We start from the raw sequence: 24563 nt of genomic DNA on the forward strand, positions 1-24563 counted from the left end.
TTAGTGCTTTTATTTATGTACTTTTATGCCTTCCCGCAGTCCCAAGGCCACGGCATAGATCAAGACCTTCAACTCTTACCACAAAAGCAGGTACGTGTAAAGAAGGAATACTAATTGAATACACGCATGAGACGCAGCCCTTTGAGCCGGTCGTGGCAAGCCACTGCCAGAAAACGCTCACCCAGATAGAGTCGCACCTGCTCGCCGTCCTGAAGCAGGCCGGGCGCCTCGACGAACTCCCCATCTCCGGGCACCACGCCGTTACCGACCTTGCGCCCCCCTGCCTCGGTGAGCTGCAGGCGCCTCAGGTGATCGAGCGCCCGGTCCAGGGGCAAAATAAGCGCCTGCTGGTCGGCCGCCGCGGCAAGCGCGTCGATGGTGATGGCGTCCGCCTCTTTGAAGAGGCCGCTTTCCGTGCGCCGCAACTCCAGCAGATGCGCGCCGCACCCGAGCGCCTCGCCGATATCGCAGGCAAGGGTCCTTACGTAGGTGCCGCGCGAGCAGCGCACCGTGAAGCAGGCCTCGGGGAGACGGATCCATTCGAAGGTGAGCGAGTGGATCTCCACCTCGCGCTCCTCGCGCTCCACCTCGATACCCTTTCTTGCCAGTTTGTAAAGCGGCACGCCCCCCTGCTTAATCGCCGAGAACATCGGCGGGAGCTGCTTCTGGAGGCCGAGAAACTGCGGCACGATACCCTCAAGGTCCGCAGGCGAGAGATGCGACCACTCCCTTTCCGCGATCACCTCCCCGGTGAGGTCCTGGGTATCGGTGGCGATGCCGAGTCTAAGCACCGCCCGGTACTCCTTCTCGGACTCGTCGAGGAACTGGATCGCCTTGGTCCCCTCCCCCACCGCCACGGGCAGGACGCCGGTCGCGAAGGGATCGAGGGTTCCCGTGTGCCCAACCTTTTTCTGGTTGATGGCACGGCGGACCTTCGACACGATGTCATGGGAGGTGACACCGGCTGGCTTGTCGATCACGAAAAAGCCGTTCAGCATCAGCGCATCTGCTCCAGCCGGTCGAAGACCTGCGCCTTGACCTCGGCGAGCGTGCCGCGCACCATGCACCCGGCGGCGTTGTGGTGCCCGCCGCCGCCAAAGGAGGCGGATACCGCGGAGACGTCCACCTTCCCCTTGGACCTGAAGCCGACCTTGAAGAGCCCTTCCTCGACCTGCCGGAAGAAGAGCGCCACCTGCACCCCCTTGATGGAGCGGGGGTAGTTGATGAAACGGTCGGTGTCCTGGGCGGTGGCGCCGGTCTTGCCGTACATGTCGAGCGTCACGGTGACCGAGGCGTACTCGCCGGAAGGGGAAACGGTCAGGTCGGAGAGGGCGAGGGCCAGAAGCGCGATCCTCTGCAGCGGCTCGCTCTCGTACAGGTTCTCATTCACGCTCCAGGCATTCACCCCCTTGCCGATCATCTCGCCGGCGATGGCGAAGGACTCGGGGTCGGAGTTCGAGTAATGGAAGCTGCCGGTGTCGGAAAGGATGGCGGTGTAGATACAGAGCGCGGTGGGATAATCCACCTCGTCCCCCGCCGCCCTGATGATCCGGTAGATGAGGGCCGCGGTGGCGCTCGCCTTCGGGTCGATCAGGTTGCAGACGCCGAAGTTCTCGCACCCGAGATGATGGTCCACGTTGATGAAACGCCCGACCCGCTTGTTCTCGGTTACCGCCTTGCCGGCGCGGCGGAATTCGCCCACGTCGAGCACGAAGCAGACGTCGAAGTCGCGCTCCGGCATCTCGCCGTACACCTGGTCCGCCATCGGCAGGAAGGAGCAGTTGTCCGGGACCGGATCGCAGAGGTAGACGGTGACGTCCTTGCCGCGCGCGGTCAGGTAGTTGGCCAGGGCCAGGGAAGAGCCGACCGCGTCGGGGTCGGGACTTTCGTGGCTTGTGATCAGAAAGCTCCGCGCCTGGTCGATCTCCGCCACTATCCGCTTAATCTCAGCTGTTGTCGCCGTCATCCTTAGCCCCTATCTCCTTCAGAATCGATTCGATATGCTGGCCGTAATCCAGGGAGGTGTCGTACTTGAACGTGATTTCGGGGGTGAAACGCAGCTTCAGCGCCTGGCCGATCTCCTTGCGGATGAACCCTTTGGCGGAGTTGAGTCCCGCCTCGCTGTTCTTCTTCGCGGCGTCGTCGCCGTGCACGGTGAAGTAGACGGTGGCCTGCCTGAGGTCGGGGGTCACCTTCACGCCGGTGATGGTGAGGAAGCCTACGCGCGGGTCCTTGAGACCCTTTATGAGCAGCTCGGAGATGATCTTGTGGATCTCTTCGGCAACCTTGTCGGAACGCTTTACCATGTTCTTTCTCTCTTGTCGTGAAACGATTAAGGGGAGAGGGCCTTCCGCGGGCCGGGATGCCGGACGCGGGACGCCGCTCTCCCCGTGTTTTTCCTTACAGCTTGCCGGCTACCTTCTCCATCTCGAAGCACTCGAAGATGTCGCCGATCTTGAGGTCGTTGTAGTTCTCAAGCGACATGCCGCACTCGTAGCCGGTGGCGACTTCCTTCACGTCGTCCTTGAAGCGGCGCAGGCTGCCGAGCTTGCCTTCGAAGATCACCACGTTGTCGCGCAGCAGGCGTACCTGTGCGTTCCTGATGATCTTGCCGTCGGTGACGTAGGAACCCGCGACCATGCCGGCCTTGGGCACCGAGAACACCTCGCGGATCTCGGCGCGACCAAGGTATTTCTCCTTGAAGGTCGGCTCGAGGAGGCCTTCCATCGCCTTCTTGATGTCGTCCACCGCGTCGTAGATGATGTTGTAGAGCCTGACGTCGACCCCTTCCTTCTCGGCGAGTGCCGCCGCCTTGACCTCGGGACGGACGTTGAAGCCCAGGATGATGGCGTTGGAGGCGCTGGCCAGGTTGACGTCGGTCTCGGTGATGGCGCCGACGGAGGCGTGCAGCACGTTGAGACGGATGGCATCCGTGGTGAGCTTCCTGAGGGACTCGGCAACCGCCTCGACGGAGCCCTGCACGTCGCCCTTGACGATGGTGTTGAGGTCCTTGACCTCGCCCTTCTGGATCTTCTCGTAGAGCTGCTCCAGGGAGAGCTTGCTGTGCTTGGCGAGTTCGGACTCGCGCAGCTTCATCTGGCGGTGGTTTGCGATCTCCTTCGCCTGTTTCTCGTCGTTCATGGCAACGAAGATATCGCCCGCGTCAGGCACACCGTTGAAGCCGATGACCTCGACCGGCATGGCCGGGCCGGCGGCGTTGACCTTCTCGCCCCGGTCGTTCTGCATGGCGCGCACGCGGCCGAAGTGAATGCCGGCCACGAAGTAATCGCCCGCCTTCAGGGTTCCTTCCTGGACCAGGACGGTCGCTACCGGGCCGCGCCCCTTGTCGAGTTTCGCCTCGACCACGGTGCCGCGGGCGGTCTTGTCCGGGTTCGCCTTGAGCTCGAGGACGTCGGCCTGCAGGAGAACCATCTCGAGCAGCGACTCGAGGTTGATGTGTTTCTTCGCGGAGACCTCGACGAAGATGGTCTCGCCACCCCATTCCTCGGAAACCAGGCCAAACTCCATCAGTTCCTGCTTCACCTTGCTCGGGTTGGCCTCGGGCTTGTCGATCTTGTTGATGGCGACGATGATCGGAACGCCTGCAGCCTTAGAGTGGTTGACCGCCTCGCGGGTCTGCGGCATGACGCCGTCGTCGGCAGCAACCACCAGGATGACGATGTCGGTGACCTTGGCGCCCCTGGCGCGCATCGCGGTGAACGCCTCGTGGCCCGGGGTATCGAGGAAGGTGATCTTCTGTCCCTTGAGTTCCACGTCGTAGGCGCCGATGTGCTGGGTGATGCCACCGGCCTCGCCGGCAATTACGTTGGCCTGGCGGATGGCGTCAAGAAGCGAGGTCTTGCCGTGGTCGACGTGACCCATGATGGTGACGACCGGCGGACGCTTCTGCATCGCTTCCGGCGCATCCGGCTCCGCCTCGAGGAGTTCGTCCACGTCGAGCGCCACGTTCTCGATCTCGTAGCCGAAATCGGTGGCCAGAAGGGTCGCGGTGTCGAAGTCGAGCGGGTGGTTGATGGTCGCCATGACACCGAGCTTCATGAGGGCGCGGATCAGGTCGGTAGCCTTGATCCCCATGCGCTTGGCCAGCTCGCCCACGGTGATGGACTCGCTGATCCTGATGATCCTCTTGATCGCCTTCGGTACCGTGATCTCGGTCTTCTTGCCGACCTGAACCTTCTCGGCGTACCTCCCTTTCTTACCCTTGGAGCGCGGCCCGGGCTCGAAAACCCGCTCGCGTTTGTCCAGAAGGTCCTTGAAGTTCTCTTTTTTACCCTTGCCTGCGGGAGCTCCGCCCTTCTTGGCGTTCTTGCCGAAATCGGTGCCGCCCGCCGGGGCGGGTTTTCCCCTCTTGCGACCGCGATCGTCCAGCAGCGGCGGCGGCTCGACAGGGGCCAGGGGTGCCGGACGATCGGGGCGCGCACCCATGGGGGGGCGCTCGCCGGGACGACCTGCGCCGGGACGCGGTGCCGGACGCTCGGTGCCGGGACGCTCCACGCCGCGCGGCATGCCGGGACGCTGCCCCGGACGATCGCCCTGCGCGGGGCGCTGGTACTCGCGGCGCTCGGCCGGACGCTGGGTCGGAATCGGGATCTCGACGCGACCGAGGATCCTCGCGCGGGTTGCCGTCGGCTTGTCCGGCTCGGGCTCGACCACCTTGGCGGCGGGCGCCTCGGGCGCCTTGGCGGCAACCGGTGCTTCCGCGGCGGGAGCCTTCGGGGCTTCGACCTTGGCGGGCTCGGCTTTCGGCGCCTCGGGTGCGGGGGCAGCAGGCGCCTCCGCCTTCGGGGCCTCGACGGCCGGCTTTTCCGGTGCTGCGGGCGCGGCAGGTGCTGCGGCCGCCGGTTTCTCTTCCTTGACCGCCGGAGCCGGGGCCTCGGCCTTCACCGCTGCCGGCTTCGGAGCGGGAGCCGCCTCGATGATCCTCGCGCGGACCGGTTCCGGACGCTTGGGCGCCTCTTCCACCGGTGCCTTCTCGGGGGGCGCCGGCTGGGGTGCCTCCTCCTTGACCGGCTCGGCCGGCTCGTCTGCCGCCTGGGCCTCAGGCTCAACCGCCTTCGCACGACGGCGGATCAGGGTCGGCTTCACCCTTACCTCTTCCTGGGAAACTTCTTTGACGGGGGGGTGCGCGGGGGCGGATAACGCCTTGATATCCGAATCCTCAAGAACAGCCATATGGTTTTTGACCTGCACGCCTGCCTCGGCAAGTCTTGCCATAAGCTCCTTGTTTTCGATCCCCATCTGTGCCGCTAACTCATATACGCGGGTTTTGCTCATCTACTCACGCTCCTCCTCAAAGAAGTTCCTGTACTTTTCCATTTCCAATTCAATCGAGCCCACGAAGCCGCTTTCCATAACAACCAGGACGCTTCTGAGTTCCTTTCCCAGCAATTCCCCAAGGCGTTCCTTGGTGAACAGGGAGATGCAGGGGACTTCCTTCAGCTTCGCGAGCCCCCTGAACTTCTCGCCGATATCCGGCGAGATATCGGTGGCGACGAACAAAAGTCCCGCCCCACCCTTCTTCAGCTTTTCCTGTACCTGATCCGAACCCGAAACCACCTTCCCCGCCTTGTTGGCAAGGCTGATGTAGGAGGCGATGCGCTCCTCGAGCTTGTGGACCACCTGTTTGAGCAGCCCCTCTGCGTCGGCGCCCAGCACCTCCCCCTTGAAGCCGCGGGCGAACTGCTTTTTCTGGGCCGCGAGCTTCAGGCATGCAGCCTTCATGCAGGTGTACGCGCCGCGCCCGGGGAGCTTGTTCTGCAGGTCCGGTACGAGGGTACGGTCCGGGGCCAGCACGAAGCGGAGCAGCTCGCCCTTGTCCTTCGTCTCACGGCAGGCGAGGCAACTTCTCTGTGGTGCGGCCTTGGTCATCCTAGTCCTCTTCGGTCGCCTCTACTGCGGGCTCGGCATTCTCGGCATTCTCGGCATTCTCGGCATTCTCGGCGACTTCCTCTGCCTCTTCGACCTCTTCGGCCTCGGTGCCGTCGTAGGAGGCAAACTGCTGCAGCTCGGCCTCGGCCATGCGGGTCTCGCTCTTGATGTCGATCTTCCACCCGGTCAGCTTGGCGGCAAGACGCACGTTCTGGCCGCGCTTGCCGATGGCGAGCGAGAGCTGGTCGTCGGCCACGATGACCTCCATGGCGTACTCCTCCTCGTCGACGTACACCTTGGTGACCACGGCCGGGGCCAGGGCGTTGCAGGCGAAGCGGGCGATGTCCTCGCTCCAGGGGATGATGTCGATCTTCTCGCCGCGCAGCTCGGAGACCACGTTCTGCACGCGGGAGCCGCGCATACCGACGCAGGCGCCGACCGGGTCGACGTCGGCATCGTGGGAGTAGACGGCGATCTTGGCACGCCCACCCGGCTCGCGCACGACGCTCTTGATCTCGACGATCCCCTCGGCGATCTCCGGAACCTCGGCCTCGAACAGCTTGGCGAGCATCTGGGGATGGGTGCGGGAGAGCATGATCTGCGGCCCTTTGGTGGTCATGCGGATCTCGGTGATGAGGGCCTTCACGCGGTCGCCCTGACGGTACACCTCGCGCGGGGCCTGCTCCTTGTGCGGGAGAAGTGCCTCGGCGCGGCCAAGGTCGACGATCAGGTCGCCCTTCTCGAAACGGCGCACGACGCCGTTCACGATCTCGCCCTGGCGCTCCTGGAACTCGTTGAAGATGGTCTCGCGTTCAGCCTCACGCACGCGCTGGATGATCACCTGTTTCGCGGTCTGCGCGGCGATCCTGGAGAAGCCGGAGGCGTCCATCTTCATGCCGATGGAGTCGCCGATCTCGACGTCCGGATCCTCCTCGCGGGCCTCGTCGAGCTCGATCTCGCGGTAGGAATCCTGCACCTCTTCCACGACGGTAACGAACTCGAACAGCTCAACCTCGCCGATCTCGGGGTTATAGTGCGCCTCCAGATCACGGGTATTACGAAATTTCTTGTTGGCGGCCGTCAGTACTGCCTGTTCCAGCGCCTCTACCACAATACTTTTATCGATACCCTTCTCTTTTACGATCTGGTCGATCGTGTGCTTGAGGTTAAAGCTCGTTTCCACGTGACTGTCTCCTTCTGCTGATAATTACAAATAGAAATTTTTAGAATTCGAATTCGAGGTTGGCCTTGGCCACTTTGTCCAGAGGGATGGACGCATGCTGCCCCTCGGTGAGGTCGATGCTGATCACCCCGTCCGTGACCCCCAGGAGCTTCCCGGTGAAGGTCTTGCGCTTGTTCCCCGCGTCGTCGGCCAGCATCTCGAAGGTTTTCACCTTCACCAGGTGTCCCGCGAAACGCTCGTAGTCGGCGACCTTCTTGAGCGGACGGCAGATCCCCGGCGAGGAGACCTCCAGGTCGTAACGCTCGGGCATGAAGTCCTCGACGTCCAGGATGTCGGAGAGCTGGCGGCTCACGTCGGCGCAGTCGTCCAGGTTGATCCCGCCTTCCTTCTCGAGGAAGATCCTGAGCACCATGTCGCGCCCCTCGCGCTTGTACTCGAGGTCGACCAGCCCGATACCGAGCGGTGCGCCGATCTCTGCAACGATTTCAGTGACTCTTTCTGCTACATCTACCTTGGCCATCTCTAGGTTTTCCCATAAAAAAAAGCGAGCCGGAGGAGCTCACTTTTGAGTGAACATTAACATGTACGGCATTAATTACCATGGAAGCCTTCTTTATGCAAGCGCTTTTTTCCCAGAGTGAGCCGTTTTTTCGGGCTTTCAGGCATGTTATCAGGCTCATTCAGCGCCCATATTTCTTCTGCCGGAAAGAAGGGGATTTTTTGCCGCCGCATGAGGCATTGGGGCAATTTAAGACATCACTGCTTTTTCCACTGTGCTCCCTGTCGCCGCGTCGAAGTCACGGCAGCCGCGGTGCACCCGACCACAGTCAGCAACCCAGCAATCGCTTCACTTTTACACCATTAGCTGTTATATATGGGCGTCGCCGGAAACGGCACAAAAACCTGTAAAAGGAAAGAGAACCGACATGAAATACATAAGCACCAGGGGAAACATCGCCCCCATCGGGTTCAAGGACGCAGTAATGATGGGGCTTGCCACCGACGGCGGCCTTATTCTGCCGGAGAGCATCCCGCAGCTCGACCGCGACACCCTAGCCGCGTGGTCGAAGCTCCCCTACCGTGAGCTCGCTTTCAATATCATCTCCCTCTTCGCCACCGACATCCCGGCCGCCGACCTGAAGGCGCTCATCGACCGTTCCTACGGAACCTTCGAGCACCAGGAGACGACCCCCCTGGTGAAAAAGGACGGCGTCTACATCCTCGAGCTCTTCCACGGCCCCACCCTCGCCTTCAAGGACGTGGCGCTGCAACTGCTCGGAAACCTCTTCGAGTACCTTTTGAAGGAGCGCGGCGAGAAGATGAACATCCTGGGCGCCACCTCCGGCGACACCGGGAGTGCTGCCATCGCCGGGGTGCGCGGCAAGGAGAACATCAACATCTTCATCCTGCACCCGCACCTGAAGACCTCGCCCATCCAGGCGCTGCAGATGACCAGCGTGCTCGACGCCAATGTGCACAACATCGCCGTAGAGGGGACCTTCGACGACTGCCAGAACATCGTGAAGACCCTGTTCAACGACCTCGAATTCAAGAAGGAGTACGCGCTGGGCGCGGTGAACTCGATCAACTGGGCCCGCGTGCTCGCCCAGGTGGTCTACTACTTCTACGCCTGGGGCAGGCTCCCCGAGCAGGGGAAGGTGGTATTCTCCGTCCCGACCGGGAACTTCGGCGACATCTTCGCGGGCTACCTCGCGAAAAGCATGGGACTACCGGTGGAAAAGCTCCTCCTTGCCACCAACGAGAACAACATCCTCTCGCGCTTCGTGCAAAGCGGCGACTACTCTTTGGGGAAGGTCGTGCAGACCGTCTCCCCTTCCATGGACATACAGCTCGCCTCGAACCTGGAGCGCTACCTCTATTACCTCTTCAACGAAAACCCGGAGCGCGTGAGAAGCGCCTTTGCCGAGCTGCAGCAGACCGGCAAGATCGTCTTCACCGCAGAAGAGGTGCAGCGCGTGCAGAGCGAATTCCTGAGCTGCACCGTGGACGAAACGAAGACCCTCGACACGATCGCCTCCTTCAACAAGGAGACCGGCTACGTTCTCGACCCGCACACTGCGGTCGGGGTGCGTGCCGCCCTCGAGTGCGTGAAGGGGCATCCGGCCGTCGTATGCCTTGCCACCGCGCACCCGGCGAAGTTCGGTGACGCCGTCGAGCGTGCCATCGGCGCCCCCGCCGTGCTGCCGCCCCAACTCGCCGCCCTGCAGGGCAAGGAAACGCGCTGCGAGATCATGGCTGCGGACAAGGAACTGGTAAAAGCCTTCGTGAAAGCCAAAGCTTAGCCTGACGTCGGACCTGTCTGACTGGCCAGACCAGTTGGACAGGTCCGACAAACAAAAGAGACCCCCTGAAATGCCCCTCCCCCCCCTGCAAGTAGATTGGAACCACATCGACACCGTCCACCTCGACATGGACGGCACCCTGCTGGACCGCCACTTCGACGACCACTTCTGGCTTGAGCACGTCCCCAGGCGCTACGCCGAGAAAAACGGCATCGACGAGAGCGCGGCGAGAGAAAAGCTCTACCGCATGTTCCGCTCCCAGGAGAAGACCCTCAACTGGACCGACCTCGATTACTGGTCCGCGCAACTGGGCCTCGACATCCCTGTGCTCAAGGAGGAGGTGCACCACCTGATCGCGGTGCACCCGTTCGTCACCGAGTTCCTCCTCTTCCTGCGCCAGCACGGCAAGAAGGTCTACCTGGTCACCAACGCCCACGGTAAGACGCTGAACCTGAAACTGCGCCGGACCACGATCGGCGGCTACTTCGACGGCGTCATCTCGGCCCACGACCTGGGACTGCCAAAGGAGGATCCGCTTTTCTGGGGGGAACTGCAGAGGAAGATACCGTACGATCCTGAAAGAACCATGCTGGGAGAGGACAGCGAGACCAACCTGGAGACGGCGCGCCGCTTCGGCATCCGCTACCTGATTTACGTCGGACGCTTCAGCTCAACGATGCAGCCGCTCCAGTCGAAAGACTTTCACACCATCCATTATTTCAGCGAACTGATTCCGCGCGACGGCGGCATGGCGGTACGCATCTGACCGTCAGCCGCGCGTCTTGATCCTGCACACCCCGTACTTCTTCACCAGATCGTAAAGGGCCGGACGACTGACGCCCAGCATGTCCGCTGCCTTACTCATGTTTCCCGCACAGGCGCGGATCGCGTCGTACACCATCCACCGCTCGATCCTGTCCCGCGCTTCCCGTAGGGTGAGTGACGCGAAGGCCATGGCCCCCACGCTGCACCCGACATCCACGCCGTGCCCCGCTTCCGCGCCCGTTGGCATCGCATCGTTGCGGCAGGAAAAAAGCCGCTGCAACACGATGCACTGACCACCGCTTCCTGCCCCGAAACGGTCACAACCTGTCGCCGTACCCGGTGCAGGTTGATAAGCCGCATCCTGAACCACCTGACGCTTTTTCATGGCGTCCATCCTCGCACTAGCGGTTAACGAAAGAACCACTTGCGGGGGAGGCTCCCTGCCACCCCCACCGGGAAGAACTGTCAGCGGCTGATGCATGATTATTATATTTTTTTAACAGCTGCTATTTCTATCGCGCCCCTTTTGGTTGTCAAGGCGCGTAAATGCAGCAGCGGACGCTGATTCACCCACCAAGCCCCCGCCCCCCTTTCTTGACACCTTGGCTACCTTGCATTACTATCGGTTGCATTCGTTTGAAATCATTAGGAAATCAGCTTCAGGAGGAACCATGTCAACCAACCTCTGCTGGGATACCACCCCGCTTTACTCTTCCCCTTCAGCACCCGAGCTCAACCAGGCTTTCGAGGGGGCTACCTCGCAGGTCGCAGCGTTCAGGGAACGCTACCGTGGCAAGGTAGCCGAGCTCTCCGCCGAAGGGTTGCTGGAGGCGCTTAAGAGCTACGAAAAGTTGCAGGAGGATCTGGCGGTGCCGCAGCTCTACGCGCACCTGCTCTTCGCCGCCGACAGTGAGAGCGATCTGCACAAACGGCTCTCCCAGAAGTCCGAGGAGTTCGGCAATGCCATGGGACGGGAGCTCCTCTTCTTCGATCTGGAGATCATCCAGATGGAGGAAGAGCCGTTTCAAAAGTTCGCCAAGGACAGTCTGCTCGACGACTACCGTCACTTCCTCGAGGTGCTGCGCAAGTTCAAGGCGCACACCCTTTCCGAGCGGGAGGAGAGTCTGCTTTCCCAAAAGAGCCTGACCGGTGTGCAGGCCTTCTGCCGGCTCTTCGACGAGGTCTCCGCCTCGCTGCGCTACACCCTCGAGATGGACGGGGAGACCAAAGAGGTGACCGGCGAGGAACTGCTCGCCCTTTTGCACCACCCGGACGCAGGGCTGCGCGAGCGCGCCTTCGGCACCTTCCTCAAGAAGCACGAGGAGAACGGCATCCTCTATTCCGCCGTGTTCAACAACGTGGCGCTGGACCACTCCCAGGAGATGGAGCTCAGAAACTACCGGCACCCGATGGAGCCGACCAACCTTGGCAATGAGATCCCCAACGAGGTGGTCGAAAGCCTCATGCAGGTCTCCGAGAAGAATTACCCGCTGGCTCAGGAATACTTCCGCTTGAAAGCGCGGCTGCTCGGCATGCCGAAGCTGAAAAACACCGACGTCTACGCCCCCCTCACCGAGAGCGACCGCAAATACAGCTTCGAGGAAGCGCGCACCATGACGGTCGAGGCGTACCGCGGCTTCTCCGAAGAGTTCGCTGAGCTTGCCGACTCATTCTTCACCGGCAGGCGTGTGGACGTCATGCCCCGTCCCGGCAAGAGCGGCGGCGCCTTCTGCATGGGGATGACACCTGAGCTCCCGCCGTACCTGCTTTTGAACTTCACCGGGAACCTGCGCGACGTGGCGACCATCGCCCACGAGGTGGGGCACGGCATCCACTACCTGCTCGCGCAGCGCCAGACCATGCTCAACTACCACCCGCCGCTGCCGCTTGCCGAGACCGCCTCGGTGTTCGGCGAGATGCTCCTCACCCGGCAGTTGCTGGAGCGTGAGACCGACGTGGAGGTGAAGAAGTCCCTTCTGTGCGCGAAGATCGAGGACATCATCGCCACCACCTTCAGACAGAACGTCCTCACCAGGTTCGAGGAGCAGATGCACCTAAGGCGTAACGACGGCCTTCTCACCGCGAACGAGCTCTGCGACCTCTGGTGGAGCGAGAATGCAAAGCTATACGGCGATTCGGTCGAGATGATCGAGCCTTACCGCTATGGCTGGAGCTACATCTCCCACTTCATCCACGCACGTTTCTACTGCTACTCCTACACCTGCGCCGAACTGGTGGTGCTGTCGCTGTTCCAGCGCTACCTGAAGGAGCGCGAGAGCTTCGTACCCGTTTACCGCGAGATACTCGCCGACGGCGGCTCCAAGTCGCCAGGTGACACACTTGCCCCCGCAGGCATCGTCTTCAGCGACCCCAGCTTCTGGCAAGGTGGCTACGACCTCCTAGGCGACCTCATCGCTGAGCTGAAAGCGCTGCTGTAGCGTCGGGCTCCGCCGCCAGTCGGACCAGTCGGACTAGCGGTGACTCCCAGGCAGACCGACTGCCGCCACAAAAATAGAAAGGCCCGCCGGTTTCCCGGCGGGCCTTTTTGCTGCTTGTTACCAGCTCTTCCTACATCTCGTCGAACTGGAGATACTTGTACACGGTTGCCTTGTTCGGCTCGACCTTCTCCTTGTACACGGCCAGGTACTCGGCCGGGGTCGGGAGCTTGCCCATGTTCACGGTGACGGCACCGAGCTCCGCGGAGCCGAGGAACACCTTGGCGCCGTTGCCGATCCTGTCGTCGAAGTTACGGGTCGAGGTGGAGAACATGTTCACCCCGTCGGGCACGCGTGCCTGGTTACCCATGCAGAGCGAGCAGCCGGCGATCTCGACGCGTGCGCCCATCGCGCTGTAGACGGAGAAGTACGCCTCGTCCTTGAGCTTCGCCTGATCCATGCGGGTCGGCGGGCAGATCCAGGTACGGACGTTCGGGTTGAACTTCTGGCCCCTCCAGATTTCACCTGCGGCGCGGAAGTGACCGATGTTGGTCATGCAGGAACCGAGGAACACGTCCTGGATCGGGGTGCCGGCAACGTCGGAGAGGAGCTTCACGTCGTCCGGATCGTTCGGGCAGGCGAGGATCGGCTCGGTGATCTCGGCGAGGTCGATCTCGATTACCGCTGCGTACTCGGCGTTGGCGTCTGCTTCGAGAAGCTTCGGAGCCTTCAGCCATTCGTTGACTGCGTCGATCCTGTTCTGCAGGGTCTGCGCGTCCTGGTAGCCGTCTGCGATCATCTGCTTCATGAGGGCCACGTTGGAGCGCAGGTAGGTAGCTACCGACTCCTCGGAGAGCTTGATGCAGCCGGCGGCGGCGCTACGCTCGGCAGCGGCGTCGGTCAGCTCGAAGGCCTGCTCGACGGAGAGCTCCGGAAGACCTTCCATCTCGAGGATGCGGCCGTTGAAGATGTTGACCTTGTTCTTCTTGGGCACGGTGAGAAGGCCCTGCTTGATCGCCCAGTACGGGATCGCGTTAACCGCGTCGCGCAGGGTGATGCCGGGGTTGAACTTGCCCTTGAAGCGGACGAGAACGGACTCAGGCATGTCGAGCGGCATGAAGCCGAGGGCGCCTGCGAAGGCGACCAGGCCGGAACCTGCAGGGAAGGAAATCCCGATCGGGAAACGGGTGTGGGAGTCGCCGCCGGTACCGACGGTGTCCGGAACGAGGAGACGGTTGAGCCACGAGTGGATGACGCCGTCGCCCGGCTTCAGGGGCACGCCGCCACGCTCGATGATGAACTGCGGCAGGGTCTTGTGCATCTTCACGTCGGCCGGTTTCGGGTAGGCCGCGGTGTGGCAGAAGGACTGCATGAACATCGGAGCCTGGAACTTGAGGCAGGCGAGCTCTTTCAGCTCGTCGGCGGTCATCGGGCCGGTGGTGTCCTGGGAACCGACGGTGGTCATCTTCGGCTCGCAAGCGGTCCCCGGAAGGACGCCGGCTACGCCGCATGCCTTACCGACCATCTTCTGGGCCAGCGAGTAGCCCTGGCCTGCCTTGGCAACCGGGTTGACCGGGAGGGTGAAGACGTCGGTCGGTGCCATGCCGAGTGCTTTCCTGGCACGGTCGGTGAGGGCGCGGCCGATGATCAGCGGGATACGGCCGCCGGCGCGGAACTCGTCGAACAGGGTGTTCGGGGCCACGGTGAAGGTGGAGAGAACCTCACCGGCTTCGGTGGTGACCTCGCCCTTCTTGGCGTTGATCACGATCACGTCGCCGGTCTTCATCTTGGTCACGTCGGTCTTGATCGGGAACGCGCCGGAATCTTGCGCGGTGTTGAAGAAGATCGGGGCGATGACGCCGCCGATGATGATGCCATCGCGACGCTTGTTGGGGACTGCCGGGATGTCCTGGCCGATGTGCCACAGCACGCTGTTGCATGCGGACTTACGGGAGGAACCGGTACCCACGACGTCGCCAACGAAAGCGACCTGGAACCCGTCCGCCCTGAACTTGGCGATGGTGGCGTTGCCGTCGGCGAAGCGGGTCTTGCCCATGGCGAGGGCGTGCAGCGGGATGTCAGGACGGCTCCAGGCGTCGCCCGCCGGGGAGAAGTCGTCGGTGTTGATCTCGCCTTCGACCTTGTAGACCTTCACCTTCACAACTTCCGGCAGGCCCGGCTTGGAGGTGAACCACTCGGCGGCGGCCCAGGACTCGAGGACCTTCTTGGCGCCGGCGTTGCTCTTGGAGAGCTCGAAAACGTCGTCGAAGGCGTCGTACACGAGGGTGGTGCCGCAAAGCGCCTTAACGGCCTCGTCGGCAACTTCCGCGTCCTTCAGCGCTGCGACCAGAGGGGAGACGTTGTAGCCGCCCAGCATGGTGCCCAGGATCTGAACCGCGTCCTTCTTGGAGACCAGCGGGGACTTCTTGGCGCCGGTGAGGATGGCAGCGAGGAAGCCTGCCTTCACTTCGGCTGCCGGGTCGACGCCCGGGGAGACCCTTTCCTTCAGGAGGTGGAGCAGGAACTCCTCCTTGCCTGCCGGGGGTGCTTCCAACAGTTTGCAAAGTTCCGCGGTCTGCTCAGGGTCGAGCGGTTTCGCAGGAATCCCGAGTGCTTTTCTTTCTGCCTCTTGCTTCAGGTACGCTTCGATCATGATTCCTCCTCCAGATAATGTGCAGCTATTTACGGAAGTTATGTTAACTCTTCTTTCAGCTGGTACTTCATTTGAACGGATACTGTATACAATTTTTACCCTGCTTTGTCAATTGTTGAAAGTGCCTGTAAGATGGCGCAGGTCCGTGTGAAAAGAGCTGTTACTATGGCGTTTTATCTGGAATCAGCGGAGGTGTTTGACGGTGGGCGGAGTGAAAGTATTAAGAAAATAAAATATATTCGGAATGGGTATATGCGGTGAGTTTGGCGCCGCGCAGGTAGCCGATCAGCGTAATGCCGCTTTCGTCGCAGATACGGACCGCCATGTCGGTGGGCGAGGTTCGGGATACGACGACCGCGATACCGAGCTGCGCCGCCTTCGCGGCCATCTCGGTCGAGACGCGGCCTGAGGTGGCGAGGATGGTGCCTTCGAGGGGAATCCCTTTAAGCAAGGCCTCCCCCGCCAGACGGTCGATGGTGTTGTGCCTGCCGAGGTCTTCGGCGTGCAAAAGCAGCCTTCCTTCCACGTCCCCGATGGCGGCGGAGTGGAGGCCGCCATGGCTTTTGTACCGGTCCGAGGTCTGGGCTAGCTGCCTCATCAGCTCGAAGACGGCACCGACCGCGATACCGCTGCGCGGGATTGGAGTCTGCCTGCCCTGCGGCAGGGAAAAAGTGACACCGGTGCCGCACCCCGAGGTGAGCACCGGCTTCAGTTCATGGGGGAGTTCTCCCTTGATGCGGACGTTGGCAATGCCGTAGTCGTTGCAGACGCTCAGGACCAGAAAATCATCGGCCGAGGCGACGAACCCCTGTAGCCAGAGAAAGCCCGCCACCAGGAAGCGCAGGTCGTGCGGCGAAGCGACCAGGGTAACCAGTTCCCGGTCATTCACCCTGAGGACCAGGGGGAACTCCCGCACGACGTCGATCGCGCCGCGCAGCACCTTCCCGTCGTTGTATTGGAGCACCTCGGTCATCGTTTACCTGCTTCCCTGCGTCGGACAGGGTCGTGTGCGCCGCCTACCTGATCCCGCCGATGCAGAGATACTTGACCTCGAGGAAGTCCTCGATGCCGTACTTGGATCCTTCGCGACCGACTCCGGACTCCTTCACCCCGCCAAAGGGAGCCACGGCGGTGGAGATGAGGCCGGTGTTGATGCCGACGATGCCGTACTCGACCGCCTCCGCCACCCGCCACACCCGCGCGATGTCACGGCTGTATAAGTAAGCGGCGAGGCCGAACTCGGTGTCGTTGGCAACACGGATCGCCTCCTCCTCGGTCTTGAACCGGAACAGCGGGGCCACCGGCCCGAAGGTCTCTTCCCGCGCGACCAGCATATCCGGTGAGACGTCGGCTAGCACGGTCGGTTCGAAGAAGGAGCCCCCCAGGGCGTGACGTTTGCCGCCGGTCACCACGCGCGCGCCCTTGGCGAGGGCGTCGCCGATATGCTCCTCCACCTTCTCCACCGCAGCCATGTCGATGAGCGGCCCCTGCTGGGTTTCTCCCTTCAGGCCGTCACCCACCTTCATCGCGGCAACCGCGGCGGCGAGTTTCTCGGAGAACCGGTCGTAGATGCCGTCCTGCACAAGGAAGCGGTTGGTGCAGACGCAGGTCTGGCCGGTGTTGCGGTACTTGGAGATCAGTGCACCTTCCACCGCGGCATCGAGATCGGCATCATCGAAGACGATGAAGGGAGCGTTGCCGCCCAGTTCCATGGAGACCTTTTTCACCGTCCCCGCGCACTCGGCCATCAGCTTCTTCCCGATCTCGGTCGAGCCGGTGAAGGTGAGTTTCCTGACCAGCGGGTTCGCGGTCATCTCGCCGCCGATCCCCGCCGCCGAACCGGTGACGACGGAAAAAACACCGTCCGGCACGCCCGCACGCCGTGCCAGTTCGGCGACAGCGAGAGCCGAGTAAGGTGTCGCCGTCGCCGGCTTCACGACCATGGTGCAGCCGGCGGCAAGCGCAGGCCCGGCTTTGCGGGTGATCATGGCGGACGGGAAGTTCCAGGGGGTAATGGCGGCACAGACCCCGATCGGCTCCTTGAGGACGACGATGCGCTTGTCGCTTTGGTGCGATGGGATGACATCGCCGTAAATCCGTTTCCCCTCTTCGGAGAACCACTCGAGGAAGGAGGCGGCGTAGACCGTCTCGCCGCGGGCCTCGGCAAGCGGCTTGCCCTGCTCGGCGGTCATGAGTACCGCCAGATCCTCCTGGTGCTCCAGCATCAACTCGGACCAGCGCCTGATGATGACGGAGCGCTCCTGAGCCGTCCTCGCGCGCCACGCGGGGAGTGCGGCCTGCGCCGCTTCTATGGCGCGGCGTGTCTCGGCCGCTCCCATTTTCGGTATGGTGCCGAGCTTCTCTCCCGTTGCCGGGTTGGTTACGTCGATGGTCTCACCGCTGTCGGCCGCACTCCAGGCACCGTTGATGAAGCAGAGTTGCTGAAAAAGACTGCCGTCTTTTAGGTTCAACATCTGTTCCTCCCATGTGTGAAATGATCGCAGCAGTTTTTGTATACAACATCGTCGACGGTGCGGCAACTGAAAAGCCCCTCCGCACCGGCAGCTTGCCTCCTGCAACGACAGATGCCCTCCGGCTAATGGGCTGGAGGGCATCTGTCGTCAGTGCTGAAACAGAAAACAACTGTTGCTTGTGCTTCTATTTGACTTGATCCGTCTGCACCAGGTAGTTCGCCGTGTAGATGTAGTCGTCGACGTAGTCTCGTTTGCCGTCCTTGTTCAAGTCGAAGTGCGGGGCAGCCTCGGTGCCGCGGTCAGCCAGGAAGCGCAGGAAGTCTGCTTCAGTTACCTTTTTCTGACCTTTCTTGGTAAGACGGACCGCAGGGGCCACCGCCAGCGGGAATTCCTGTCTCTGGCCGTTAAAGAGCACGGCGACGCTTGCGCTCACCGCGTCGCGGTCGGGGCGGGCCTGAATCTCCCACCCTTTCTCGATACGGCCGTAGGAAACGTAGCTGCAGTCGCCGAAGCTGAACCTGGGGGTCGCGTCGCCCGCGTTTAAATAAACATGCAGCGTGGCCGTCGCCTTGCCGTCCGCCAGCACCACCGCCGGAATCTGGGTGTACTGCGCCTGTTGCGTCGGAGCGAAGAGCGCGGTCAGGTTGGCCGGAGTGCGTTCCCCTTTGAAGTCCTTGAATTTGGCCAGCACGCTTTCGATCTTGACCGGCTCCGCGACTTGGGCCGGCTTCCCGTTGGCGGTCGATGCCCCCCCGCGCTCGTCCGAAGGGCGCGGCTCTAGCTGAGGTTCAACATTGTCCGGCTGTCCCTTCTTGGTCCGTACCCGCCTCTGCGACTCCTGCACGGAGGAGTAATCGTCTCCAGAGGTGATTGGTCCCGTTGTGGCCTCTTGGCCTGTCGTATCCTGCCCCGGCATGGTGAGCGTACCGCCGACGTATCCACCCGTTTTGGGCGTGCCCACACCCGAACCGGACGTTTCTCCGGTGGTTCCTGTCCCGGTTGTCCCCGTTCCGGTTCCTGTTCCGGTTCCTGTCCCGGTTCCTGTCCCGGTTCCGGTCCCTGTTCCGCCGCTTCCACCGCTATTCCCGGAGCTCCCCCCGGTCTGGCCGTCGCCGCTTGCACTGTCCGACGTCGAAGGCTGTGGGGGATTGGTGACGATGGGTGAGGCCATGGCGACCTTCTTCCCCGCGGCATCGATGAGGCTCGCGGTGAGCAGGGTGATGCTTCCGGGAGAACTCCCGGTTCGATCGAATGCGATGGTGGCGATGACACCACTGCCGCTCAGCTCTTTGGTACCGACGATGGCCATGCGGATGGTCGGAGTACCCGCGTTCGCCGCACTCATCATCCCGGAAACGAGGCTTCCCATGGTCACGCGAGGGTTGCTGAGTGTCGCAGCGTCGAAACTTACCGTCACGTCGAGACCGGCGACACCGGACATCTGCGCGCCGTAGAGCACGAAGACACCGTCAGCCCCGGGCGATGAGATGGAAAGGATGGGCAGAGCTAGAGCCGGAACGGGAAGGAGGGTGAGCGAAAGAAAAAGAAGCACACGCGAGAGAGTCTGTATCATCATGGCTGACCTCGACTGCTTTGGGTGACTGCCGCACCCGGGTTACTTTACGCAGCACGGAGGCGGGTGTCAAGAAAACGGCTGAACCGGTTACACCGCCTTGCTGTGGCAAAAAAAAAGAAGGGGCGGCGCCATGCTACCCCTTCTTTTTGTGGTTCCAGAATGTTCCTTACTTCTAGGAGGGGAGTTTTCCCATGGTCTTGAGGATCTCCCACCCCTTCAAGAGGTCGAGGGCACGCAGCACCTGCGAGTCGCTCTTGATCATCTCGTCGGTCTTGTACGGAGCGGGCTTCGCCGTCTTCTCGTCCTGGGCGTCCTTCTTGTCGCTCTCGAAGTGGTTCTCGAGGTCCTTCTCGCGGATGTGCATCCCTTCGCGCTTCTCACCGGTGGAGGCGATCTCGATGCGCTCGGCGACGATGTCAGGGGTGATCCCCTTGGCCTGGATGGAGCGGCCGCTCGGGGTGTAGTAGCGCGCGGTGGTGAGTCTCAAGCCCGAGTTGTCTGAGAGCGGGATTATGGTCTGCACGCTACCCTTGCCGAAGCTCTGGGTCCCCATGATGACGGCACGCTTGTGGTCCTGCAGGCAGCCCGCCACGATCTCGGAAGCGCTGGCCGAGCCGCTGTTGATCAGCACCACGATCGGGTACTCGCCCTGCTTGTGGCTCTTCCTGGAGGTGAAGCGCATCTGGGAATCCTTCTCGCGCCCCTCGGTGTAGACGATGAGCTTCCCTTCCGGGACGAAGTGCTCGCAGACACGGACCGCCTGGTCCAGGAGCCCGCCGGGGTCGTTTCTCAGGTCGAGCACAAGTCCCTTCAGCACCTTCTTGTCGGCCTGCAGCGCCTGCAGCGCCTTCTCGAGGTCGTCGTCGGTCTTCTCCTGGAACTGAGAGATCCTCACGTAGCCGTAACCGTCGTCGAGCACCTTGTACTTGACGCTCTTCACCTGGATGATGTCGCGCTCGAGGACGAACTCTTTCGTCTTGTCGAACCCTTCCCGCATGATTGTGAGGGTGACCTTGGTCCCCTTAACGCCGCGCATCCTCTTCACCGCGTCGGTTATCGTCAGGTCCTTCGTGTACTTGTCGTCGATCTTGAGGATCTGGTCGCCCGCCTTGATCCCGGCCTTGAAGGCGGGGGTGTCCTCGATCGGGGAGATGACGGTGAGGATGCCTTCCTTCACGGTGATCTCGATCCCCAGACCGCCGAAGGCGCCCTTGGTGTCGATCTTCATCTCCTTGTACGTCTCGGGAGGCATGAAGGAACTGTGCGGATCGAGCGAGCTCAGCATGCCGTTGATGGCACCGTAGACGAGCTTCTTGGTGTCTACTTCCTCGACGTAGCTCTTCTTCACGATGGCGAGGACGTCGGTGAACAGTTCGATGGACTGATAATCGTTTCCGCCCCCTTGGGCGGCACATCTGCGCTGTACGCCGAACGCGATGACCAGCGTCAGCAATGCAACGGTAGTGACAAACAGGGTTGTCTTCTTGAATTTGCTGCCCTTGAACATTTTGCCTCCCTGAGTTTTTCTCTTGCGATACCCTGCTTATCTGAACCAGGGGGACGGGTCAACCGGTTTTCCCTGGTAGCGGATCTCGAAATAAAGCATGGGTCCCTTCGTCGAATCGACATCACCCACACTCGCAAGTACCTCGTTTCTCGTGACCTTGGCGCCGACTCTCTTCGCGATCGATGAGGCGTGTGCGTAGAGACTGAAGAAGCCCTCTCCATGATCGACGATGATCATATTACCATACCCTTTGAAATAGTTCGCGAAAATCACCTCGCCGTCATCGATCGCATGAATGGCACTGCCGGCTGGGGCTTGGATGGAAATCCCGTTGCTGACCGTGAATGAGTCAAAGTCGGGGTGCTTGTGCCTGCCGAAGCGGTCCACGATGTTGCCTCGTACCGGCAATGACAGTTTCCCCTTCTGCGCCCCGAGACCGCGACCGGGGACGGGCGTCGCCTTGGCGGTCACCCCGGGCTGTTTCCCCTCGCTACCCTTGGAACGACCTTTGGCACTATACGCTTTTCTACTTTTGGCTTCAAGCTTCCGGATCATGCTCTGCAGGCGCGCCGCATTGGCCTGCAGCTCCTTCAGCGAGGTGAGATACCCCTGTTTGTCCTGCCGCACCTTGACGAGGTAGGTCGCCTTGCGGCTCTTTTCCTGCTCTATCTCGCGTTTTTTCGCTTCCATGGAGCGGCGGATCCCTTCCTTACGCGCCGCATCCTGCTCCAGCTGCTGTTTAAGCTTGTTCAGCCGCTGTACGTTGTCGTTGTACTGCTGGAAGAGCTTCTTGTCGTTTTGCAGGATGCTCCGCATGTAGCGCAGGTTTTCGCTCATCTGCGGAAAGGATTCCGAGGAGAAGAAGACACGCAGGTTCCCGGTGTCCCCTCCCTTGTAGAGGGCGGCGACACGGCGGTTGATCTGGGCCTTCTTGCGCTCCGCCTCCTGACGCTCCTTCTCGATGTCCTGGAGGGTGCGGTCCACCCCCTTCTCGACCACGGCCAGGTCACGCCCGAGCGCCACGAGGGTCGACTGCTTCTCGGCGAGGGATTTCTGGATCTGCACCAGCTCACCCGAGACCTTGGTCTCCACCTTCTGGGTCTTCGTGATGAGGCGGTTCTTCTCCTTGATCTGCTTCTTGATGTCCTGCAGGTCCTCCTTCGCGCCGGCGTAGCTTAAAAGCGGCAGAGCGAGAACCAGCATGAGCAGGTTTATGGCGGTTAGTTGGCGCATGCTAGACGTTGATGAACCTTTTGAGCGAGGTGGCGCTTCCTATAAAGCCGAGCAGGACCCCGCCGGCGACGATGCCGGCCAGGTGCGTAGCGGGGAGGAAGGAGAGTCCGGCCGAGGCCGGGTTAATGCCGAGAAAATCACCGGCGTTCTTCAGGAACGTGTAGTAGCAGGCAAGCAGCGCCAGAAGCGATATCACCGCGCCGGCGGCCCCCTGCAGCACCCCCTCGATCAGGAAGGGGGCCTTGATGAAGAAGCGGGTCGCTCCCACAAGGCCCAAAAGCTCCAGCTCGTCCTTCCTCGCGTAGATGGTGAGCTTTATCGTGTTGGAGACGATGAAGAGCACGGTGATGGTCAAGAAGGCGCCGAGCAGCCCTCCCATGAGCCGGAAGAGGTTCATGAAGGAGTTGAAGCGCTGCACCCACTCCTCGCCGTACTGCACCTCGCTGATCCCCTGGATCTGCTTCAGTTTCCTGACGTAGGCGGCGACCGCATCGTTGTCGCGGTGGTCCCGGTCGAGGCGGATCTCAAGCGATGCAGGGAGCACCTCCTGGGTGATCCCCTCGAGGAGCGATTCCTGCCCCTTCAGGCGGCTTCTGAGCCGCTTTTCCGCTTCGGCCTGACTCACGAAGATCACCTTCGCGGTGCCCGGGATGGCCTGCACCCTCCCCTTCAGCGCGGCCACGGCAAGCGGCGCGGGTTCCTGATCGAAGTAGGCGGTCACCTGCACCTTGTCGCTCCACCCCTGCGCCATCCCGTCCAGGTTCACGTACACCAGGAGAAACAGCGAGGCGATGAGGAGCGCAAGGGCGATGGTCCCGACGGTCACCGCGCTTACGAAGACGTTTTGCCTGAGGTTCGCCACCGCGCGGCTGGAGAAGTAGGAAAGTCTGCCGAAAAAGCCTTCCTGTTCGAGCTTCGGGCGCACAGCTCCCTTGTTAGCCTTGGACATCGGGCACCTCCACGATCCGCCCCTTGTCCAGCCGGATCACCGTACGATGGGAGTTCTCGATGACGCGACGGTCGTGAGTCGCCACGACCACCGTGGTCCCACGGTTGTTTGCCTCCTTGAAGATCTGGAGGATCGCTTCCTTGTTCTCGTCGTCGAGGTTACCGGTGGGCTCGTCCGCAACGAGGATCTTCGGGTCGTTCACCAGGGCGCGCGCAAGCGCCACGCGCTGCTGCTCGCCGCCGGAGAGCCTGAGCGGCGTCGCGTTCACCTTGTCCTCGAGCCCCATGCGCTTGAGTATGTGGAACACCTTCTTGCCGATGTCGCGCTTGCCCCACCCGAGCACCTCGAGCGTGATCGCCACGTTCTCAAGCACGGTGCGGTTCGGAAGGAGCTTGTAGTCCTGGAAGACCACCCCTATGGAGCGGCGCAGCATTGGGATCTGCGAGCGCGAGAGCCTGGTCAGGTTGACCCCGTCGATGAGCACCTGCCCCCGGGTGGGGGTGAGGTCGGCGTAGACCAGCTTCAAGAGCGTCGACTTGCCGGCGCCGGACTGCCCGGTCAAAAAAACAAAATCCCCTTTGGGGATTTTGAGGTTGATATCGGCCAGCGCGCTCGATTCCGGCTGGTACGACATGAAAACGTTGTGCATCTGTATCATCGTCTGAAAGCCTCTTCGCTACCACTCGTTGTACGGGACGCCGTCGCTGCCGACAAGCGTGGACCCGCTGTGCACGTCGTAGACGCCTCCCGTCGCGGCGCCGTCGGTGGTCTCCGTCGCGGGGGGTGCACTCACCACCCAGGTCTCTTTCGATCTGGTGAAGGGATCCTTCGGGACCTCCCTCAGGTACTTGTTCTTGTTGTCGACCAGTTCCTGCAGCGACTCCGGGTATTTCCCCTGGTCGGCGTAGTACTGGTCGATGGTGGACCGCATGGTGTACAGGTCCTCCCTGAGCACCGCCTCGCGCGCCTTGATGATGCCCCACTGGTAGTTGGGAGCCGCGATCGCCGCGAGGATGCCGATGATGGTCACCACGATCATCAGCTCTATGAGCGTGAAGCCACGCTTTGTCTTCAGTATCCTCTTCAACATGAGGTCACCAGTCCTTGTATTTCGTGCCATCTATTGCGACCCCTTGGCTCAGGGAGTACACGTCGAAGACGTCTTCCTTGCCCCAGGTGTTGCTGTCGGGCTCGTCGGTGTAGGAACGCATCCCCCAGGCCGGATCCCCCTCCTGGGCCTGGTAGAAGGGATCCTTCGGTATCCGGCGCAGGAACTTCTTCTTTTCCTTGACGAGACCGCCGAAGTCGTCCCCCTCGACCAGCACTTCCAGGGTAGCGGGGTAGCCGCTCTTGTTGATCACCTGCCCGGTCTTTTGATCGGACTGCACCTTGTCGTAGTTCTTCTTGTACTCGTCGATGGCCGTCCTGATCTCGCGCAGGTTCCTCCTCAGCTCGAGTTCCTTCGTCCTCTTTGAGGCCAACTGGGCCGAGGGGAGGATCAGCGAAGCGAGCATGGTCAGGATGACCATGGTCACCACCAGCTCGATCAGGCTAAGCCCTCGATTGTCTGCCAGGATTTTCCGCATGATGAAAAGC

General features: G+C 61.8%; 21 protein-coding genes. 3 read left to right on the plus strand and 18 right to left on the minus strand.

Going from position 1 to position 24563, the window contains the following annotated elements; genetic code table 11:
- Nucleotides 1-110: 110 nt before the first annotated feature.
- The 7 genes from truB to rimP form a co-directional block, all read right to left on the minus strand.
- Nucleotides 111-995, minus strand: a complete 885-nt coding sequence (gene truB / locus E4633_RS17745; protein WP_246038225.1) for a tRNA pseudouridine(55) synthase TruB — start codon at nt 993-995, stop codon at nt 111-113.
- A gap of 2 nt (nt 996-997) precedes the next feature.
- Nucleotides 998-1966 (minus strand): DHH family phosphoesterase, encoded by a 969-nt coding sequence (locus tag E4633_RS17750; protein ID WP_135872222.1) that lies wholly within the window; start codon nt 1964-1966, stop codon nt 998-1000.
- The gene (locus E4633_RS17755; RefSeq protein WP_135872224.1) at nt 1947-2306 is read right to left on the minus strand and encodes a ribosome-binding factor A; all 360 of its coding nucleotides are present in this window, start codon (nt 2304-2306) and stop codon (nt 1947-1949) included. Before E4633_RS17755 ends, E4633_RS17750 begins: the two co-directional genes overlap by 20 nt.
- 94 nt (nt 2307-2400) lie before the next feature.
- Nucleotides 2401-5295, minus strand: a complete 2895-nt coding sequence (gene infB / locus E4633_RS17760; RefSeq protein ID WP_135872226.1) for a translation initiation factor IF-2 — start codon at nt 5293-5295, stop codon at nt 2401-2403.
- Nucleotides 5296-5889: a DUF448 domain-containing protein gene (locus tag E4633_RS17765; protein WP_135872228.1), complete on the minus strand. Its 594-nt coding sequence runs from the start codon at nt 5887-5889 to the stop codon at nt 5296-5298.
- Nucleotide 5890: 1 nt separating this feature from the next.
- Nucleotides 5891-7072 (minus strand): transcription termination factor NusA, encoded by a 1182-nt coding sequence (gene nusA / locus E4633_RS17770; protein ID WP_135872230.1) that lies wholly within the window; start codon nt 7070-7072, stop codon nt 5891-5893.
- Between the two features lie 40 nt (nt 7073-7112).
- On the minus strand, nt 7113-7592 hold the full coding sequence (gene rimP, locus E4633_RS17775; protein WP_135872232.1) for a ribosome maturation factor RimP: 480 nt from the start codon (nt 7590-7592) through the stop codon (nt 7113-7115).
- Between the two features lie 406 nt (nt 7593-7998).
- Here rimP and thrC point away from each other — a divergent pair, with 406 nt between their 5' ends.
- Both thrC and yrfG read left to right on the plus strand, forming a co-directional pair.
- Complete coding sequence (thrC, locus tag E4633_RS17780) at nt 7999-9375, plus strand: threonine synthase (RefSeq protein ID WP_135872234.1); 1377 nt, start codon at nt 7999-8001, stop codon at nt 9373-9375.
- 70 nt (nt 9376-9445) lie between these two features.
- Nucleotides 9446-10141 carry a GMP/IMP nucleotidase gene (gene yrfG / locus E4633_RS17785; RefSeq protein ID WP_135872235.1) on the plus strand — a complete coding sequence of 232 codons (696 nt, stop codon included), beginning with the start codon at nt 9446-9448 and terminating at the stop codon, nt 10139-10141.
- A 3-nt stretch (nt 10142-10144) separates the two neighbouring features.
- Here yrfG and E4633_RS17790 read toward each other — a convergent pair whose 3' ends face one another.
- Nucleotides 10145-10564, minus strand: coding sequence for a helix-turn-helix domain-containing protein (locus E4633_RS17790; protein ID WP_246038206.1), 420 nt, complete (start codon nt 10562-10564; stop codon nt 10145-10147).
- Between the two features lie 247 nt (nt 10565-10811).
- Here E4633_RS17790 and E4633_RS17795 point away from each other — a divergent pair, with 247 nt between their 5' ends.
- A complete protein-coding gene (locus E4633_RS17795; RefSeq protein WP_135872239.1) occupies nt 10812-12578 on the plus strand; it encodes a M3 family oligoendopeptidase in 1767 nt (588 codons plus the stop codon).
- Between the two features lie 130 nt (nt 12579-12708).
- Here the strand turns inward: E4633_RS17795 and acnB are convergent, their stop codons facing one another.
- The 10 genes from acnB to E4633_RS17845 form a co-directional block, all read right to left on the minus strand.
- The gene (gene acnB / locus E4633_RS17800; protein WP_135872241.1) at nt 12709-15228 is read right to left on the minus strand and encodes a bifunctional aconitate hydratase 2/2-methylisocitrate dehydratase; all 2520 of its coding nucleotides are present in this window, start codon (nt 15226-15228) and stop codon (nt 12709-12711) included.
- 220 nt (nt 15229-15448) lie between these two features.
- Entirely contained in the window at nt 15449-16201 is a 753-nt protein-coding gene (gene fdhD, locus E4633_RS17805) for a formate dehydrogenase accessory sulfurtransferase FdhD (protein ID WP_135872243.1), read from the minus strand.
- A 43-nt stretch (nt 16202-16244) separates the two neighbouring features.
- On the minus strand, nt 16245-17702 hold the full coding sequence (gene gabD, locus E4633_RS17810) for an NADP-dependent succinate-semialdehyde dehydrogenase (protein ID WP_135872245.1): 1458 nt from the start codon (nt 17700-17702) through the stop codon (nt 16245-16247).
- Between the two features lie 184 nt (nt 17703-17886).
- Nucleotides 17887-19278: a cohesin domain-containing protein gene (locus E4633_RS17815; RefSeq protein ID WP_135872247.1), complete on the minus strand. Its 1392-nt coding sequence runs from the start codon at nt 19276-19278 to the stop codon at nt 17887-17889.
- A 172-nt stretch (nt 19279-19450) separates the two neighbouring features.
- Entirely contained in the window at nt 19451-20785 is a 1335-nt protein-coding gene (locus tag E4633_RS17820) for a S41 family peptidase (RefSeq protein WP_135872248.1), read from the minus strand.
- A 36-nt stretch (nt 20786-20821) separates the two neighbouring features.
- On the minus strand, nt 20822-22018 hold the full coding sequence (locus E4633_RS17825) for a murein hydrolase activator EnvC family protein (protein WP_135872250.1): 1197 nt from the start codon (nt 22016-22018) through the stop codon (nt 20822-20824).
- Between the two features lies 1 nt (nt 22019).
- Nucleotides 22020-22967 carry a permease-like cell division protein FtsX gene (ftsX, locus tag E4633_RS17830; protein ID WP_135872252.1) on the minus strand — a complete coding sequence of 316 codons (948 nt, stop codon included), beginning with the start codon at nt 22965-22967 and terminating at the stop codon, nt 22020-22022.
- Nucleotides 22954-23625, minus strand: a complete 672-nt coding sequence (gene ftsE, locus E4633_RS17835) for a cell division ATP-binding protein FtsE (protein ID WP_135872254.1) — start codon at nt 23623-23625, stop codon at nt 22954-22956. The genes ftsX and ftsE overlap by 14 nt, the downstream gene beginning before the upstream one ends.
- A gap of 18 nt (nt 23626-23643) precedes the next feature.
- Nucleotides 23644-24057: a prepilin-type N-terminal cleavage/methylation domain-containing protein gene (locus E4633_RS17840; protein ID WP_135872256.1), complete on the minus strand. Its 414-nt coding sequence runs from the start codon at nt 24055-24057 to the stop codon at nt 23644-23646.
- Between the two features lie 4 nt (nt 24058-24061).
- Nucleotides 24062-24553 carry a type II secretion system protein gene (locus E4633_RS17845; RefSeq protein ID WP_135872258.1) on the minus strand — a complete coding sequence of 164 codons (492 nt, stop codon included), beginning with the start codon at nt 24551-24553 and terminating at the stop codon, nt 24062-24064.
- Nucleotides 24554-24563: the final 10 nt, after the last annotated feature.

It is taken from the genome of Geomonas terrae (assembly GCF_004791675.1).
In the GTDB taxonomy this organism is placed as follows: Bacteria; Desulfobacterota; Desulfuromonadia; order Geobacterales; family Geobacteraceae; genus Geomonas; species Geomonas edaphica.

Bases quoted from the DNA above. Each gene is read 5' to 3' on its own strand.
- rimP (WP_135872232.1), bottom strand. From the start codon at position 7,592: ATGGCCAAGGTAGATGTAGCAGAAAGAGTCACTGAAATCGTTGCAGAG.
- E4633_RS17750 (WP_135872222.1), bottom strand. From the start codon at position 1,966: ATGACGGCGACAACAGCTGAGATTAAGCGGATAGTGGCGGAGATCGAC.
- E4633_RS17795 (WP_135872239.1), top strand. From the start codon at position 10,812: ATGTCAACCAACCTCTGCTGGGATACCACCCCGCTTTACTCTTCCCCT.
- yrfG (WP_135872235.1), top strand. From the start codon at position 9,446: ATGCCCCTCCCCCCCCTGCAAGTAGATTGGAACCACATCGACACCGTC.
- E4633_RS17840 (WP_135872256.1), bottom strand. From the start codon at position 24,057: ATGTTGAAGAGGATACTGAAGACAAAGCGTGGCTTCACGCTCATAGAG.
- ftsE (WP_135872254.1), bottom strand. From the start codon at position 23,625: ATGATACAGATGCACAACGTTTTCATGTCGTACCAGCCGGAATCGAGC.
- infB (WP_135872226.1), bottom strand. From the start codon at position 5,295: ATGAGCAAAACCCGCGTATATGAGTTAGCGGCACAGATGGGGATCGAA.
- E4633_RS17815 (WP_135872247.1), bottom strand. From the start codon at position 19,278: ATGATGATACAGACTCTCTCGCGTGTGCTTCTTTTTCTTTCGCTCACC.
- thrC (WP_135872234.1), top strand. From the start codon at position 7,999: ATGAAATACATAAGCACCAGGGGAAACATCGCCCCCATCGGGTTCAAG.
- E4633_RS17820 (WP_135872248.1), bottom strand. From the start codon at position 20,785: ATGTTCAAGGGCAGCAAATTCAAGAAGACAACCCTGTTTGTCACTACC.
- E4633_RS17755 (WP_135872224.1), bottom strand. From the start codon at position 2,306: ATGGTAAAGCGTTCCGACAAGGTTGCCGAAGAGATCCACAAGATCATC.
- ftsX (WP_135872252.1), bottom strand. From the start codon at position 22,967: ATGTCCAAGGCTAACAAGGGAGCTGTGCGCCCGAAGCTCGAACAGGAA.
- acnB (WP_135872241.1), bottom strand. From the start codon at position 15,228: ATGATCGAAGCGTACCTGAAGCAAGAGGCAGAAAGAAAAGCACTCGGG.
- E4633_RS17765 (WP_135872228.1), bottom strand. From the start codon at position 5,889: ATGACCAAGGCCGCACCACAGAGAAGTTGCCTCGCCTGCCGTGAGACG.
- gabD (WP_135872245.1), bottom strand. From the start codon at position 17,702: ATGTTGAACCTAAAAGACGGCAGTCTTTTTCAGCAACTCTGCTTCATC.
- fdhD (WP_135872243.1), bottom strand. From the start codon at position 16,201: ATGACCGAGGTGCTCCAATACAACGACGGGAAGGTGCTGCGCGGCGCG.
- E4633_RS17845 (WP_135872258.1), bottom strand. From the start codon at position 24,553: ATGCGGAAAATCCTGGCAGACAATCGAGGGCTTAGCCTGATCGAGCTG.
- E4633_RS17825 (WP_135872250.1), bottom strand. From the start codon at position 22,018: ATGCGCCAACTAACCGCCATAAACCTGCTCATGCTGGTTCTCGCTCTG.